This is a genomic window from Sabulicella flocculans, from assembly GCF_045449635.1.
Lineage (GTDB): Bacteria > Pseudomonadota > Alphaproteobacteria > Acetobacterales > Acetobacteraceae > Roseococcus.
This window is the reverse complement of record NZ_JBJJBR010000002.1, coordinates 41,040-54,875: the sequence shown is the minus strand read 5'-3', so window position 1 is coordinate 54,875 and position 13,836 is coordinate 41,040. Positions and strand designations below refer to the sequence as shown.

General features: G+C 74.7%; 15 protein-coding genes. 9 read left to right on the top strand and 6 right to left on the bottom strand.

What is annotated here, in order from left to right:
* Positions 1 to 13: 13 nt before the first annotated feature.
* On the bottom strand, positions 14 to 877 hold the full coding sequence (locus ACI6QG_RS03080; RefSeq protein WP_407023095.1) for a DMT family transporter: 864 nt from the start codon (positions 875 to 877) through the stop codon (positions 14 to 16).
* 39 nt (positions 878 to 916) lie between these two features.
* Between ACI6QG_RS03080 and ACI6QG_RS03075 the strand changes: the two genes are divergently transcribed.
* From ACI6QG_RS03075 to ACI6QG_RS03045, 7 genes are read left to right on the top strand one after another with little or no spacing between them, the layout of a single operon-like run.
* The gene (locus ACI6QG_RS03075) at positions 917 to 1,552 is read left to right on the top strand and encodes an NUDIX domain-containing protein (protein ID WP_407023094.1); all 636 of its coding nucleotides are present in this window, start codon (positions 917 to 919) and stop codon (positions 1,550 to 1,552) included.
* Positions 1,549 to 2,256, top strand: a complete 708-nt coding sequence (locus ACI6QG_RS03070; RefSeq protein ID WP_407023093.1) for an alanyl-tRNA editing protein — start codon at positions 1,549 to 1,551, stop codon at positions 2,254 to 2,256. The genes ACI6QG_RS03075 and ACI6QG_RS03070 overlap by 4 nt, the downstream gene beginning before the upstream one ends.
* Before the next feature lie 3 nt (positions 2,257 to 2,259).
* Positions 2,260 to 3,099 (top strand): sulfurtransferase, encoded by an 840-nt coding sequence (locus tag ACI6QG_RS03065; protein ID WP_407023092.1) that lies wholly within the window; start codon positions 2,260 to 2,262, stop codon positions 3,097 to 3,099.
* Positions 3,099 to 4,295 carry a cystathionine beta-lyase gene (gene metC, locus ACI6QG_RS03060; RefSeq protein WP_407023091.1) on the top strand — a complete coding sequence of 399 codons (1,197 nt, stop codon included), beginning with the start codon at positions 3,099 to 3,101 and terminating at the stop codon, positions 4,293 to 4,295. The genes ACI6QG_RS03065 and metC overlap by 1 nt, the downstream gene beginning before the upstream one ends.
* 40 nt (positions 4,296 to 4,335) lie before the next feature.
* On the top strand, positions 4,336 to 5,343 hold the full coding sequence (locus tag ACI6QG_RS03055; protein WP_407023090.1) for a YihY/virulence factor BrkB family protein: 1,008 nt from the start codon (positions 4,336 to 4,338) through the stop codon (positions 5,341 to 5,343).
* Between the two features lie 5 nt (positions 5,344 to 5,348).
* On the top strand, positions 5,349 to 5,600 hold the full coding sequence (locus ACI6QG_RS03050; protein WP_407023089.1) for a GlsB/YeaQ/YmgE family stress response membrane protein: 252 nt from the start codon (positions 5,349 to 5,351) through the stop codon (positions 5,598 to 5,600).
* A 27-nt stretch (positions 5,601 to 5,627) separates the two neighbouring features.
* Positions 5,628 to 5,897: a YMGG-like glycine zipper-containing protein gene (locus ACI6QG_RS03045; protein WP_407023088.1), complete on the top strand. Its 270-nt coding sequence runs from the start codon at positions 5,628 to 5,630 to the stop codon at positions 5,895 to 5,897.
* Positions 5,898 to 5,918: 21 nt separating this feature from the next.
* Here the strand turns inward: ACI6QG_RS03045 and ACI6QG_RS03040 are convergent, their stop codons facing one another.
* From ACI6QG_RS03040 to ACI6QG_RS03020, 5 genes are all read right to left on the bottom strand, one after another.
* Complete coding sequence (locus ACI6QG_RS03040; protein ID WP_407023087.1) at positions 5,919 to 6,533, bottom strand: response regulator transcription factor; 615 nt, start codon at positions 6,531 to 6,533, stop codon at positions 5,919 to 5,921.
* 65 nt (positions 6,534 to 6,598) lie between these two features.
* Positions 6,599 to 7,375: an ABC transporter permease gene (locus tag ACI6QG_RS03035; protein WP_407023086.1), complete on the bottom strand. Its 777-nt coding sequence runs from the start codon at positions 7,373 to 7,375 to the stop codon at positions 6,599 to 6,601.
* Positions 7,372 to 8,205 (bottom strand): ABC transporter permease, encoded by an 834-nt coding sequence (locus tag ACI6QG_RS03030; protein WP_407023085.1) that lies wholly within the window; start codon positions 8,203 to 8,205, stop codon positions 7,372 to 7,374. Before ACI6QG_RS03030 ends, ACI6QG_RS03035 begins: the two co-directional genes overlap by 4 nt.
* Positions 8,202 to 9,149, bottom strand: a complete 948-nt coding sequence (locus tag ACI6QG_RS03025; protein WP_407023084.1) for an ABC transporter ATP-binding protein — start codon at positions 9,147 to 9,149, stop codon at positions 8,202 to 8,204. Before ACI6QG_RS03025 ends, ACI6QG_RS03030 begins: the two co-directional genes overlap by 4 nt.
* A complete protein-coding gene (locus tag ACI6QG_RS03020) occupies positions 9,146 to 10,246 on the bottom strand; it encodes an extracellular solute-binding protein (protein ID WP_407023083.1) in 1,101 nt (366 codons plus the stop codon). The genes ACI6QG_RS03025 and ACI6QG_RS03020 overlap by 4 nt, the downstream gene beginning before the upstream one ends.
* Positions 10,247 to 10,469: 223 nt before the next feature.
* Between ACI6QG_RS03020 and ACI6QG_RS03015 the strand changes: the two genes are divergently transcribed.
* Positions 10,470 to 11,126: a hypothetical protein gene (locus tag ACI6QG_RS03015; RefSeq protein ID WP_407023082.1), complete on the top strand. Its 657-nt coding sequence runs from the start codon at positions 10,470 to 10,472 to the stop codon at positions 11,124 to 11,126.
* Between the two features lie 43 nt (positions 11,127 to 11,169).
* Positions 11,170 to 13,827, top strand: coding sequence for a hypothetical protein (locus ACI6QG_RS03010; protein WP_407023081.1), 2,658 nt, complete (start codon positions 11,170 to 11,172; stop codon positions 13,825 to 13,827).
* The last annotated feature ends 9 nt before the right edge of the window (positions 13,828 to 13,836 follow it).

Genomic DNA, 13,836 nt, shown 5'->3' with positions numbered 1-13,836 from the left:
GCCGCGCCCGCCGTCATCGCCGCAAGGCCGCCTCGCGCCGCCACAGCCACAGCCCGGCGCCGACCAGCACCGCCACCCCGGCGGCGTCCCAGCCGTCCGGCCAATCGGCCCACACCACCACGCCCAGCAGCGTGGTCCAGAGGATGGCCGAGTATTCGAAGGGCGCGACCAGGGTGGGCTCGGCCGAGCGGTAGGCTTCCGTCATCAGCACCTGCGCGAAGGCGGCGACGAAGCCCACCACCGCCAGCAGCGCCCATTGCCGCGGCGTCGGCCACACCCAGCCGGGGATGGACCAAGCCAGCGCCACCAGCGCGCAGCCCAGCGAGAACCAGAAGACGATGGCCACCCCGCTCTCGCCCGAGGCGCCCATGCGGCGGATGGTGATCATCGCCATGGCCCAGGCGAAGGCGCCCGCCAGCACCACCAGCGAGGGCGCCATGGCCCCGCCGCCATCCGGGCGCACCATCAGCAGCACGCCGCCGAAGCCCAGCGCGGCACAGAGCAGCCGGGCGCGCTCCATGCGCTCGCCCAGCAGCGGCACGGCCAGCAGCGCCAGCATCAGCGGCATGGTGAAGCCCAGCGCGGTGACGGTGGCCAGCGGCAGGTGGGCATAGCCGTGGAAGGCGGTGGCCATGCCGATGAAGCCCCAGACCAGGCGCTGCGCGTGCAGGCCGGGCGCGCGCATCCGCAGCCCCCCGCGCCCCTGGCGCAGCAGCAGCGGCAGCAGCACCGGCAGCGCGAAGATGTTGCGTCCCAGCACCACCTGCGCCAGCGGCACCTCGCCGGCCAGCGCCTTCACGCAGGCGCCCATGCCGGCATAGAGCAGGCTCGCGAGCAGGATCGCCAGGATGGCGCGGCGGGGATCGGGGGTGCTCATGTGGACGGGTGTTCGCCGCGAAGCTAGGCTCCGCGCCGCATGAGCGCCAGACCGCCCAAGGCCCCGCCCCTCCCGCCGCATCCGGGGCTGGAGGTGCGCGAGGACAGCATCGCCTTCGACGGCCGCTTCCCGGTGCAGAAGGTGCGCTTCACCTACACCCGCTTCGACGGCGCCCCCTCGCGCGAGCTGACCTGGGAGGTGTGGCGCCGCGGCGGCGCGGTGGCCCTGCTGCCCTACGACCCCTGGTCCGACCGCGTCTGCCTGATCGAGCAGTTCCGCCTGCCCGCCCTGGCGGCCGGCTTCCCGCCGGTGATGACCGAATGCGTCGCCGGCCTGCTGGAGCCGGGCGAATCCCCCGAGGACTGCGCCCGGCGCGAGACGGAGGAGGAGGCCGGGCTGACCCCGGACCGGCTGGAGCGCATCGGCCACTTCATGCTGATGCAGGGCGGCTCGGACGAGAACATCCACATCTACTGCGGCCGGGTGCGCCTGCCGCCCGAGGCGCCACGCCACCATGGGCTCGCCGCCGAGGGCGAGGACATCCGCCCGCTCCACCTCGCGGCCGAGCACGCCTTCCGGCGGCTGGACGAGGGCGGCATCCAGAACGCCACCGCGGCCATCTGCCTGTTCTGGCTGCGCACCCATCGCGCGCGGCTGCGCCAGGAATGGACATGACGACCAAGCTCTTTCTCGACGACGCCTATCTGCGCTCCTGCACCGCGCGGGTGGTGGACGTCACGCCCGCCGGCATCGTGCTGGACCGCACCGTGCTCTACGCGCGTTCCGGCGGGCAGCCGGGCGATGCCGGCACGCTGCGCTGGGCGCGCGGCGAGGCCCCGGTGGCCGAGGCGCTGAAGGGCGATGGCGAGGCGGTCGCCCACCCCATCGCCGGCGAGGGGCCCGCCATCGGCGACGAGGTGGAGGTGACGCTCGACTGGGCGCGCCGGCACCGCCACATGCGGATGCACACCACCATGCACCTGCTGTGCAGCCTGACGCCCGGCATCGGCGTCACCGGCGGGCAGATCGGCGCGGAGAAGTCCCGCCTGGACTTCGACCTGCCGGAGCCGCCGCCCAAGGAATGGTGGGCCGAGCGGCTGAATGCCCTGGTGGCGGAGGACCATCCCGTCTCCTTCACCTGGATCAGCGACGCCGATCTGGACGCCAACCCGCAGATGGTCCGCACCTTGTCGGTGCAGCCGCCGCGCGGTTCCGGCCGGGTGCGGCTGGTGCGCATCGGCGGCGAGCCGCCCGTTGACCTCCAGCCCTGCGGCGGCACCCATGTGGCCCGCACCGGCGAGATCGGGCGCGTCACGGTGCTGAAGCTGGAAAGCAAGGGGCGGCAGAACCGCCGCATCTCCATCGGCCTGGAGGACTGAACCGTGGACTCGCTCGTCTCGACCGAATGGCTGGCCGCGGAGCTGGGCGCGCCGGACCTGCTGGTGTTCGACTGCTCGACCTTCCTGCCCAACGAGGCCGGCAACAAGCATGACGGCTTCCGCGCCGCCCACATCCCCGGCGCGCGGCTGTTCGACATCGACGCCATCGCCGATGCCGACACCGACCTGCCGCACATGGTGCCCACCCCGGCGCGCTTCGCCCGGCTGGCGGGTGAGCTGGGCATCTCCAACGCCCATCGCGTCGTGTTCTACGACCAGCATGGCTGGCGCGCCGCGCCGCGCGGCTGGTGGATGCTGCGCCTGTTCGGCCATGACAACGTGGCGGTGCTGGATGGCGGCCTGCCGCTGTGGCAGCGCGAGGGCCGCCCGGTCGAGACCGGCGACCCCGCCCCCGCCACCCCCGCCCGCTTCGTGCCGGATTTCCGCGCGCGGATGCTGCGCGGCATCGGCGACGTGAAGCAGGTGCTGGCCGATGGCTCGGCCCTGGTGCTGGACGCCCGCGCCAAGGGCCGCTTCGACGGCACCACGCCCGAGCCCCGCGCCGGCCTGCCCAATGGCCACATGCCCGGCGCGCGCAACCTGCCGGTGAGCGAGGTCGCCGGCGCCGATGGCCGCCTGAAGGACCCCGCCGCGCTGCGCGCCCTGTTCGCCGCTGCCGGCGTGGATGGCGCCACGCCGGTGGTCACGAGTTGCGGCTCCGGCGTCACCGCCTGCGTGCTGGCCTTCGCCGCCGTGCAGGCCGGCCTGCCCGAACCCGCCGTCTATGACGGCTCCTGGACCGAATGGGCGCTGCGCCCCGAGACCGAGAAGGTGACCACCTGATGCCCGAGGCCCCGCACGGCAAGGACCGCTTCGCCACCCGCATGAGCCATGCCGGGCGGGCAGGCGTGAAGATCCACGGCTTCGTGAACCCCGGCGTGCACCGCGGCTCCACCGTGCTGTTCCCGGATTGCGCGGCACGCAAGGCGGGCGCCGCCAAGCGCTACGACCAGTTCCTCACCTACGGCACCCAGGGCGGCCCGACGCACCACGCGCTGGAGGACGTGATCTGCGAGATCGAGGGCGGCAGCCACTGCACCATCCTCGGCACCGGGCTGGCCGCCGTGGCGGTGCCGCTGCTGGCCTGGCTGAAGGCTGGTGACCACTGCCTGATGCCCGACAGCGTCTATGGCCCCGCCCGCACCCTGGCCGACACGCTCATGAAGGGCTGGGGAATCGAGACGACCTTCTACGACCCCTGCGTGGACGAGGCCGGCATGGCCGCGCTGATCCGCCCCAACACCAAGGTCGTCTACACCGAGAGCCCCGGCTCCCACACCTTCGAGGTGCAGGACATCCCGGCCATCGCCCGCGCGGCGCACGCGCGCGGTGCCAAGGTGCTGATGGACAACACCTGGGGCATCCACCACTTCCAGCCCTTCCGGCACGGCGTGGACTGCTCCATCCAGGCGCTGACCAAGTATGTCGGCGGGCACTCCGACATCCTGCTGGGCAGCGCCACGGTGAACTCGGAGGAGGACCACCTGACGCTGCGCTCCACCGCCTCCATCCTCGGGCAATACGCCTCGCCGGATGATTGCTGGCTGGCGCTGCGCGGCGTGCGGACCATGGCGGTGCGGCTGAAGGAGCAGGCCGAGGCCGGGCTGCGCATCGCCCGCTGGCTGGAGGCGCGGGAGGAGGTGAAGCAGGTGCTGCACCCCGCCCTGCCCTCGCACCCGCAGCACCACCTGTGGCAGCGCGACTTCACCGGCACCTGCTCGCTGTTCGGCGTGGTGCTGCACCCGCGCTACAGCCAGGAGCAGATGACCGGCGTGGTGGATGCTCTGCGGCTGTTCGGCATCGGCGCCTCCTGGGGCGGCTTCGAATCGCTCGCCATCCCCACCACCGGCAACCTGTCCCGCACCGCCGGCACCGGCGATTTCGGCGGCCCCACCTTCCGCATCCACATCGGGCTGGAAGCGGTGGAGGACCTGGAGGCCGACCTGGCGCAGGCGCTCGACGGCATCATGCGAAACTAAGGCCGACCTTGCGTCGTTGGCATGGGGCAAGAGGAACCCCATGCTGGAACGCGCATTCGCCATCGCCAAGGACACGCTCACCGGCTTCTTCGCCGATGACTGCCTGACGCGCGCCGCCGGCATCGCCTACTTCACGCTGTTCTCGCTCGGTCCGCTGCTGTGGATCTCCATGGGCGTGGCCGGGCTGATCTTCGGCGAGGAGCAGGTCCATGCCGCGCTGGCCGCGCAGATGCAGGACATGCTGGGCCGCGACGCCGCGGGCGCCGTCACCGAGATGGCGGACGGCGCGCTGGGCGACGCCCAGGGCGGCTGGGCGCTGCTGATCGGCCTGGGCACGCTGCTGCTGACCGCCACCGGCGCCTTCGGTGCCCTGCAGGGCGCGCTGAACGCCATCTGGAAGACCGCCGCGCCCGAGGCCGACACGGTGACGGAGACGGTGACGGTGTTCCTGCGCGCCAAGGCGGCCGCGCTGGGCCTGGTGGCCACCACCGCCTTCCTGCTGCTGGTGTCGCTGGCCGCCTCCGCCGCCCTTTCCGCCTTCGGCGACTGGATCGGCGCACGCTTCCCGGGGATGGAGGCGGTGCTGCATGTCGCCAACATCGTGCTGAGCATCGCCATCATCACCGGGCTGTTCGCCGCCGTCTACAAGGTGCTGCCCGACCGCGACCTGCACTGGCACGACGTGCTGGTGGGCGCCTTCGCCACCGCGGTGATGTTCACCGCCGGCAAGACGCTGATCGGCCTCTACATCGGCAGCTCCGGCGCGGCCGACGGCTTCGGCGCCGCCGGCGCCCTCGTGGTGGTGCTGCTGTGGATCTACTACTCCGCGGTCATCTTCCTGCTGGGCGCCGAGTTCACCCGCGCCTGGTCGGGCAAGGAGGAGGCGCGCCCCGAGGCCGCCCGCCTGCGGCAGGAGGCCGAGCGGAACCCGCCGCCGCCCCGCCCCGCCCCCATCGAATCGGAAAGCCTGGTCCGGGTCGCCACGACCGCGGGGCTGGTGGCCATCGCGCGCCGCATCTTCCGCGGCCCGCAGAACAAGGAGGGTTGAACACCATGAGTGGCGTCGGATTGATCGGCGCGATCATCATCGGCCTGCTGGCCGGATGGATCGCGGAGAAGGTGATGGGGCGCAGCCACGGGCTGCTGATGAACCTGGTGGTCGGCCTGGTCGGCGCGCTGCTGGGCGGCTTCCTCGCGGGGCTGTTCGGCGTCGGCTACCAGGGCTGGGTGGCCAGCCTGATCGTTTCCACCATCGGCGCCATCGTGCTGCTCGCCATCGTCGGCGCGCTGCGGCGCCGCGTCTGACAACCGCAACAGGAGGCAACACACCGCATGACCAGCAAGATCCGCATGGCGGCGCTCGGCGCCCTCGCCCTCGGCACGGCCGCCTGCACCAACCCTTATGACCCCGGCCAGCGCGCCCTGGGCGGCGCGGCGCTGGGTGCCGGCGGCGGCGCGCTGATCGGCGGCCTGGCCGGCGGCGGCTCGGGCGCGGCGATCGGCGCGGTGGCCGGCGGGCTGGGCGGCGCGGCCGTCGGCGCGGCGACCACGCCCTCGGCGCCGGCCTATTCCTCCCGCCGGCGCGGCTACCGCTCCTGGTGAGGCCTTCTGGCGGCGGGGCGCCTACATCCCCGCCGCCAGCCCGATCTTGACCAGGTCGGGCAAGGACTTCGCGCCCAGCTTCTCCATCAGGTTGGCGCGGTGCACCTCCACGGTGCGCGGGCTGATGCCCAGCTGGTGGGCCACCACCTTGTTCGCCATCCCCTGCACCAGGCAGGCCAGCACCTCGCGCTCGCGCGGGGACAGGCCGGCCACCTGCGCGCCGGCCCGCGCCACCTCGGCCCGGCGCTGCGCCGCCTCGCCGCCCTGGGCCAGCGCCGCGGCCACCGCTTCCAGCAGGCGCTCCTCCGTGTAGGGCTTCTCCAGGAAGTCCACCGCCCCGGCGCGCATGGCGCGCACCGCCAGCGGCACGTCGCCGTGCCCGGTCACCATCACCACCGGCAGCGGCGAGCCGCGGCGGGACAGCTCCTCCATCAGCTGCAGCCCGTCCATGCCGGGCATCCGCACGTCCAGGATCAGGCAGCCTGGCGCCAGCCCGGTGCCGGTGGGCCCGGCGGCCGCCAGCAGGGGCTGCGCCCCCGGATAGGTGATGACGCGATGCCCGGAGGCGACCAGCAGCAGCTCCGCCGAGCGGCGCACCGCTTCCTCGTCATCCACCAGGTGCAGCACAGGCTCCATGACCGAACTCCCGGAATCGCCTTCCCGCAATAACGCCCGCATTAGGTGCGAAGGCAAGAACTGACTCAACCCCTGCGACGTCGCAGCAGCAGGATGACGCCCACCGCCGCCGCAGCCAACGCCAAGGTGACCACGGCCAAGGCATTCGCCTGCGGCGTGAGCCCGAGCCGCAGCTGCGAGAACAGCCACACCGGCAGCGTCGTCCCGCCCGGCCCGGACACGAAGGATGCCAGCACCACGTCGTCCAGCGAAAGCACGAAGGCCAGCAGCCACGCCGCCGCCAGCCCCGGCGCCAGCAGCGGCAGCGTCACCGTGCGCCACGCCGCCCAGGGCGAGGCGCCGAGCCCCATCGCCGCTTCCTCCAGCCGCGGGTCCAGCGCGGCGACGCGGCCTTGCACCACCACGGCGGCGTAGGCGGCGCCGAGCGCGGCGTGGGCCAGCAGCACCGTGCCGGCCCCGCGCTGGACCGGCCAGCCGGCCAGGGATTGCAGCGCCACCAGCACCAGCAGCAGCGCCAGGCCGCTCACCACCTCGGGCAGCACCAGGGGGGCGCCGGCCAGCGCGCCGAACAGCGCGCGGCCGCGGAAGCGCCCGTGCCGCGCCAGCACCCAGCCCAGGGCGCCGCCGGCCAGGGTGGCCAGGGTGGCGGCGGCGAAGGCGACGCGCAACGACAGCCAGGCGGCTTCCAGCAGGCGCTCGTTCGCCGCCAGTGCCGCGAACCAGCGCAGGGAGAAGCCGCCCCATTCGAACGGCTCGCGCGAGGCGGAGAAGCCGAAGCCCGCCAGCAGCAGCACCGGCAGCCACAGGAAGGCCAGCCCCAGCCACAGCGCCGCGCGGGTCACGCGCGCCCCCGGGCCAGGCGCTGCTGCGCCCAGAGCGGCAGCAGCAGCAGGGCCAGCAGGGCAGTGGCCAGCACGGCGGCCAGCGGCCAGTCGCGGGTCTGGAAGAATTCGCCCCAGATGGCGCGGCCCAGCAGCACGGCGTCGGGCGGGCCCAGGAGTTCGGGAATCACCACCTCGCCCATGGCGGGGATGAACACCAGCAGGAAGGCGGCCAGCGCCGCGGGCGCGGCCAGCGGCAAGGTGACGGTGCGCCACGCCGTGAAGGGCGAGGCGCCGAGGTCGGCGGCCGCTTCCTCCAGCGCCACGTCGCGCCGCGACAGCGCTGCCCACAGCGGCAGCACGGCGAAGGGCAGGTAGGAATGGACCATGCCCAGCAGCAGCGCGCCATCGGTGTGCAGCATCTGCCAGGGCCCCAGCCCCAGCGGCGCCGCCAGCCGGTTCAGCAGCCCCGAATCGCGCAGCAGCCCGACCCAGGCCGCCATGCGCAGCACGAACCCCACCAGGAAGGGCGCCAGCACCAGCGCCACCAGCGCGGGCTGCCGGGCGGCCGGCGCGCGGGCGATGCCCAGCGCCATGGCGAAGCCCAGCACCAGGCACAGGGCCGCCGTCAGCCCCGCCAGCCGCGCCGAGCGCCCCGCCGCCTCCAGGTAGAAGGTGTCGGCGAGGAGCAGCGACCAGCCTTCCAGGCTGCCCTGCCAGCCCGCCGGGCCGAAGGGGGGCCGCACCGGCGGGATGCCGGGCTGCGCGGCGCCGAAGCCCATCAGCAGCACCACCGCCAGCGGCAGCGCCACCAGCAGCGCCAGCCACAGCCAGGCCAGGGCGCGGATCATGCGGGCAGCGGCACCAGGTCCGCCGCCTCCCATGCCAGGGAGATGGCGGCGCCGGGCGCGGGCAGCGCGCCGGCGGCCGGCAGCAGCACGCGCAGGGCGGTGCCGTCCGCCAGCCGCGCCACCAGCAGGGCGTCGGCGCCGCGGAACGCCACCTCCTCCACCGTGGCGGGGCGGCCCTGCGCCGCCAGCCGGATGCGCTCGGGGCGCAGGGCGAAGCCGCCGCCCGGGCCGTCCAGCAGGTTGGCGCTGCCGAGGAAGCGCGCCACGGCGCGGGTGGCCGGGCGTTCGTACAGCTCGCGCGGCGGGGCCAGCTGGGCGATGCGGCCGGCGTCAAGCACGGCCACGCGGTCGGCCAGGGCCAGCGCCTCGGCCTGGTCGTGCGTCACCATCACGAAGCCGGCCCCGGTGGCGCGCTGGATGCGGCGCAGCTCGAAGCCGGTGCGCTCGCGCAGGTTGGCGTCCAGCGCGGCCAGCGGCTCGTCCAGCAGCACCAGGGCGGGGCGGCGGGCCAGGGCGCGGGCCAGTGCCACGCGCTGCGCCTGCCCGCCGGACAGCTGGTGCGGGCGGCGCCGCTCCAGCCCATCCAGGCCCAGCAGCGCCACCAGCTCGGCCACGCGGGGGCGCGGGTCCTCGCCGCGGCGGCGCAGGCCGTAGGCGATGTTCTCGAACACGCTCAGGTGCGGGAACAGCGCGTAGGACTGGAACATCATCGCCACGTCGCGCGCCTGCGGCGGCGCGCGCGTGATGTCCTGCCCGCGCAGCAGCACGCGCCCGGCCTCGGCGCGCTCGAACCCCGCCACCACGCGCAGCAGGGTGGACTTGCCCGAGCCCGAGCCGCCCAGCAGCGCCAGGAACTCGCCCTCGCGCACCTCGAGATCCAGCGCGTCCAGGGCGGTGGCGGCGCCGAAGCGCTTGCTCACCCCCTCCAGCCGCAGCAGGCTCAACGCCCGGCCTTGAAGCGCGCCCACAGCCGCGCGCGGGCGCGCTCCGCCGCCTGGGGCGGCGTGCCGGCGAGGAAGGAGCGCGCGATCACTTCCGGCGGCGGGAAGATGCTCGGGTCCTCGCGCAGCTCCGCCGGCAGCAGCGCGCGCGAGGCCGGGACGGCGTTGGGGTAGCGCACCTGCCGGGTGATGCCGGCCATCACCTCGGGCTGCAGCACGAAGTTGATGAAGGCGTGCGCGGCCTCCGGGTTCGGGGCGTCGGCGGGGATCGCCAGCATGTCGAAGGAAAGCTGCGCGCCCTCGCGCGGGGGCAGGTACTGCACGGTGAAGGGGCGCCCGGCCTCGCGCGCACGGGCGCCGGCCTGGATGGTGTCGCCGCTGTAGGCCAGCGCGGCGCAGACCTCGCCCGCGGCCAGCTGCTCGATGATGGCGGGCGGGCTGGGGATGGCGCGCAGGTGCGGGCGGATGGCCAGCAGCCGGCGCTGCGCCTCGGCCAGGTCGGCGGCGTCTCCGCTCAGCGGGTCGCGGCCCAGGTGGCGCAGCACCGTGGGCAGCACGTCCACCGCGCTGTCCATCACCACCACGCCGCAGCGGGCGATGCGGCGCAGGTTCTCCGGGTTCAGCACCAGTTCCAGGCTGTCCAGCGGAGCGTCCGGCCACAGGGCGCGGATCCGCTCCGGCACCACGGCGAGGCCCACCGTGCCCCACAGGTAGATGACGCCGTGGCGGTTGCCGGTGTCCAGCTTCGCCACCTCGGCCATCAGCGCGGGGTCCAGGTGGCGGGCGTTGGGGATGCGCGCCATGTCCAGCGGGCGCAGCGCGCCGGCGCGCAGCAGCCGGTTGAAGGAGGGCTCGGAGGTCGGCACCACGATGTCGTAGCCCGAGCGCCCGGCGGAGAGCTTGCCCTCCAGGGTTTCCAGCGTGTCGTACACGTCGTAGCGCACGCGGATCCCCGTCTCGCGCGTGAAGCGCTCCAGCGCGGCGGGGTCGATGTAGTCGGCCCAGTTGTACACGTTCAGCACGCCCGGATTCGCCGGCGCCTGGGCGCGCAGCGGCGCGGCGCATGCCAGCAGGGCGAGGGCGAGCAGAAGGCGGCGCATCGGGCGGTCTCCGGCGGTTGTGCCGTTCATCGCGCAGCTTCGCCCGGCGGGCAACCGGCTTCGCTTTTTGCTTGACGTTTTTGTTTTGTTCCTGCATTCCGGCCGGGCCAAGGGGCGAGGTGCGCCCGACGCCCCGCCCCCTGGCCACCCCCCCTTCCCGCTTCGGCCCATCCCTTCAGGACACCGCCCGCGCGCGCGCGCCGGCGGCAGGAGACGCACGCCCATGCCCTTCGCCACCAACGCGCTGGTCCCGCTCGTGCAGAACGGCGGCTTCACCATGTGGCTCTACCGCTCGGACGACCTGCGGGCGGATGTCGCGGCGCCCGGCTACTTCAACCCGGCCGCGGCGCGGCTGCGCGCGGGCGACCTGATGCTGCTGGTAGCCGCCGACGCCATGGCCATGCTGCCGGTGCGCTCCAACGCCCTCACCGGCCCGGGCGTGACGCTGGACGGCGCGGTGGCGCCGGTGGCGCTGTCGCGCGCCGTGGCGCAGGCCTTCTCCATCACCCAGGCGGCGCAGGCGGTGGTGCGCACCGTGGTGCTGGCGCCGCTGCTGGCCGGCATCGTCGTCGGCACCGCCATCCCCGTGCAGGCGCAGGTGCACGGCCCGGTGCAGCAGGTGACGGTGACGCTGCGCGACGCGCGCGGCCAGGTGGTGCCCCCGGCGCAGACGCTGGGCGTCTCCCAGGGCTACGTCACCACCACCCTGCCCACGCCGCCGGTCGGCACCGGCTACCGCGTGCGGGTGGAGGACCCGCTGGACCCGGCGGTGGCGGCCACCAGCCCCGCCTTCAACATCCTGCCCGACCTGCGGCTGCTCCTCACGGAGGACGGGCTGCGCCTGGCGCAGGAGGACGGCTCGGTGCTGTCCCAGGGCTGACGCGGCCCCTTCCCCCTTCCCACCCCTGTCCGGAACGGAGCCCATGCCCGACCTCAAGATCAGCGAACTCCCCGCCGCCGCCAGCCTGGCGGACGGCGACGTCGCGCCGCTCACCCAGGGCCTCGGCACCCCGGTGACGCGGCGCGCCAGCCTGGCGCAGATCCGCGCCCACGTGCTGGCCGAGCGCGGCGTGCACGTGCGCGACTTCGGCGCCGCCGGCAACGGCACCGCCGATGACGGGCCGGCGCTGCAGGCCGCCATCAACGCGCTGGGCGCGGCGGGCGGCGTCGTGCACCTCGGCGCGCGCACCTACCGCATCGGCACGCCGGTGGTGGTGACCGGCGGCGCGGTGCGCCTGCAGGGCCAGGGCTTCAGCGAGGGCGGCAACCCCGGCGAGGGCACCTGGCTGACCTGCACCACGCCGGGCCTGTTTCCCCTCACCTTCACCGGCATCGCCGCGCGCGGCTCGGCCGTGCGCGACCTCGCGGTGCGCGAGGCGCACACCGCCAGCATGACCGGCAGCTGGGCGCCCACCCCCTACGAGTGGTTCTTCCGGGTGCTGGACTGCCTGGGCGGGGTGGACTTCGACAACGTGATGCTCTCGCCGGTGAACAAGGGCATCCTGGTGCGCAACTCGGGGCGCACCGACATCCGGCGCCTGCGCGGGCAGTGCTTCACCACCGGCGTCGAGTACGACGAGATCTACGACGTGGTGCGCATCGCCAGCCTGCACCTGTGGCCCTTCTGGTCGGCCAACGACAACGTGCTGCGCTGGCAGCAGGCCAACCACGACAGCCTGGTGTTCCGCCGGGTGGACGGCGTGTTCGTGGACCAGGCCTTCACCCTGGGCGCGCGGGCGATGTTCCGCTTCGGCGCCTCCGCCGCCGGCTACACGCAGAAGTTCTCCATCGGCCAGGCCTATGCCGACTTCGTGCGCCACGGCATCTGGATCGAGGCGGCGAACACCGACGGCCAGGTGGACGCCATGACGGTGCAGTGCGAGCTGTGGAACGGCGGCGGCGCGCACCTGCCGGGCTCGGTCGGCATCCTGCTGGGCGCCTCCAACGCGCGGGTGCAGCTGGGCCAGCTTCGGGTGGACGACGTGGAGGACCACGCCATCCGCGTCGAGGGCGCCGGCAACCGGCTGGACATCGGCGCGCTGCGCGTCGTGAACTTCAACCAGCGCAACAACGGCGCCGCCGCCGTGCACGTGGCGCACGTGGCCTCCGGCACGCCCAACCGGGTGCTGCTGCCCTCCGCCCCGCTGCTGGAGGGCGTCACCAACAACGGCCCGGCGGTGAACCCGGGCACCAACGCCTCCTTCGGGCTGGTGACGCCCGCGGGCAGCCCGGCGCGGCCGGCGCTGGCGGTGGGGGCGGCGGATGCCGGCCTCTCGCTGCCCGCGGCCAATGCCCTGGCCGCCTCGGTGGCGGGGGCGGAGGCGCTGCGGCTGGCGCCGGGCAGCGCCACGCTGGGCGGCCCGGCCGGCGCGCACGGCTTCGAGGTGGCGACGCCCGCCGGCGCGGCCAACCGCCTGCGCGCCCAGGGCGGCGCGGCGGGCGCGGCGCCGGCCCTGCAGGCGGCGGGCGCCGACGCCAACCTGGAGCTGGTGCTGGAAGGCAAGGGCAGCGGCGGCGTGCTGCTGCGCAGCGGCGCCGGCACCCAGGCGGTGGTGGCCCACGTGCCGTCGGCGGTGAACTTCGTGCAGCTGGCCGGCGGCGCCACCGGGGCGCCGGGCCGGGTGGGCATCCAGGCCGCCGGGGCGGACGCGCATGTCGGCCTGGTGCTGTCGCCCAAGGGCAATGGCGCGCTGACGGCCGCCGCGCCGGATGCCACCGCGGCGGGCGGCAACGCGCGCGGCGCCAACGCGGTGGACTGGCAGCAGACGCGCTCCAGCGCCGGTCGCGTCGCCTCCGGCGCCAATGCCACGCTGGGCGGCGGGCGCAACAACACCGCCTCGGGCGCCGACAGCACGGTGGCGGGGGGCGACAACTGCTCGGCCACCGCCTCGCGCTCCACGGTGGGCGGGGGCAACGACAACGCGGCCACCGCCCTGCAGGCCACGGTGGCGGGCGGGTTCAACAACGCCGCCTCCGGCGTGTCCTCGGCCATCGGCGGCGGGTCGTCCAACGTCGCCTCCGGGCAATGGAGCGCCATCCCCGGCGGGGCGGCGGCCTCCACCCGCGGGCATGTCGGGCGCATCGCCTTCGGCGGCGGCGCGTCCTTCGGCGCCGCGGGCGACGCGCAGCTGGGCGAGTTCCTGCTGGCGCGCGTCACCACCGATGGCGCGGCGGCGCGGCTGACCGCCGACAACGCGGCGCCCGGGGCGGCGAACACGCTGAACCTGCCCAACAACGGCACCAGCCGCCTGAAGCTGATGGTGGTGGCGCAGCAGACCGCCGGCACCGCCGGCACGGTGGGCGACAGCGCCTCCTGGGAGGTGAACGTGCTGCTGCGCCGCGGCGGCAGCGCCGCCACCACCGCCTTCGTCGGCGGCACCGCCTTCGCCGGCGCGGCGCTGGCGGCGGTGACGCCGGGCACGGGCTTCGCCGCCGGCCTGCGCGACGCCGGCGCGGCCGCCTGGCTGCTCACCCTGGCCGCCGACACCGCCAATGGCGGCCTGGCGGTGAGCGCGACCGGCGAGGCGAACAAGACCATCCGCTGGGTGTGCCGGGTGCTGTCCGTCGAAGTCGCCGCCTGAACCCCTTCC

What these genes read in the sequence shown, in the direction of transcription:
- ACI6QG_RS03030 (WP_407023085.1), bottom strand. Translation starts at nt 8,205, where the DNA reads ATGATCCGCGCCCTGGCCTGGCTGTGGCTGGCGCTGCTGGTGGCGCTG.
- ACI6QG_RS03045 (WP_407023088.1), top strand. Translation starts at nt 5,628, where the DNA reads ATGACCAGCAAGATCCGCATGGCGGCGCTCGGCGCCCTCGCCCTCGGC.
- ACI6QG_RS03080 (WP_407023095.1), bottom strand. Translation starts at nt 877, where the DNA reads ATGAGCACCCCCGATCCCCGCCGCGCCATCCTGGCGATCCTGCTCGCG.
- ACI6QG_RS03015 (WP_407023082.1), top strand. Translation starts at nt 10,470, where the DNA reads ATGCCCTTCGCCACCAACGCGCTGGTCCCGCTCGTGCAGAACGGCGGC.
- ACI6QG_RS03020 (WP_407023083.1), bottom strand. Translation starts at nt 10,246, where the DNA reads ATGCGCCGCCTTCTGCTCGCCCTCGCCCTGCTGGCATGCGCCGCGCCG.
- ACI6QG_RS03010 (WP_407023081.1), top strand. Translation starts at nt 11,170, where the DNA reads ATGCCCGACCTCAAGATCAGCGAACTCCCCGCCGCCGCCAGCCTGGCG.
- metC (WP_407023091.1), top strand. Translation starts at nt 3,099, where the DNA reads ATGCCCGAGGCCCCGCACGGCAAGGACCGCTTCGCCACCCGCATGAGC.
- ACI6QG_RS03050 (WP_407023089.1), top strand. Translation starts at nt 5,349, where the DNA reads ATGAGTGGCGTCGGATTGATCGGCGCGATCATCATCGGCCTGCTGGCC.
- ACI6QG_RS03070 (WP_407023093.1), top strand. Translation starts at nt 1,549, where the DNA reads ATGACGACCAAGCTCTTTCTCGACGACGCCTATCTGCGCTCCTGCACC.
- ACI6QG_RS03040 (WP_407023087.1), bottom strand. Translation starts at nt 6,533, where the DNA reads ATGGAGCCTGTGCTGCACCTGGTGGATGACGAGGAAGCGGTGCGCCGC.
- ACI6QG_RS03055 (WP_407023090.1), top strand. Translation starts at nt 4,336, where the DNA reads ATGCTGGAACGCGCATTCGCCATCGCCAAGGACACGCTCACCGGCTTC.
- ACI6QG_RS03075 (WP_407023094.1), top strand. Translation starts at nt 917, where the DNA reads ATGAGCGCCAGACCGCCCAAGGCCCCGCCCCTCCCGCCGCATCCGGGG.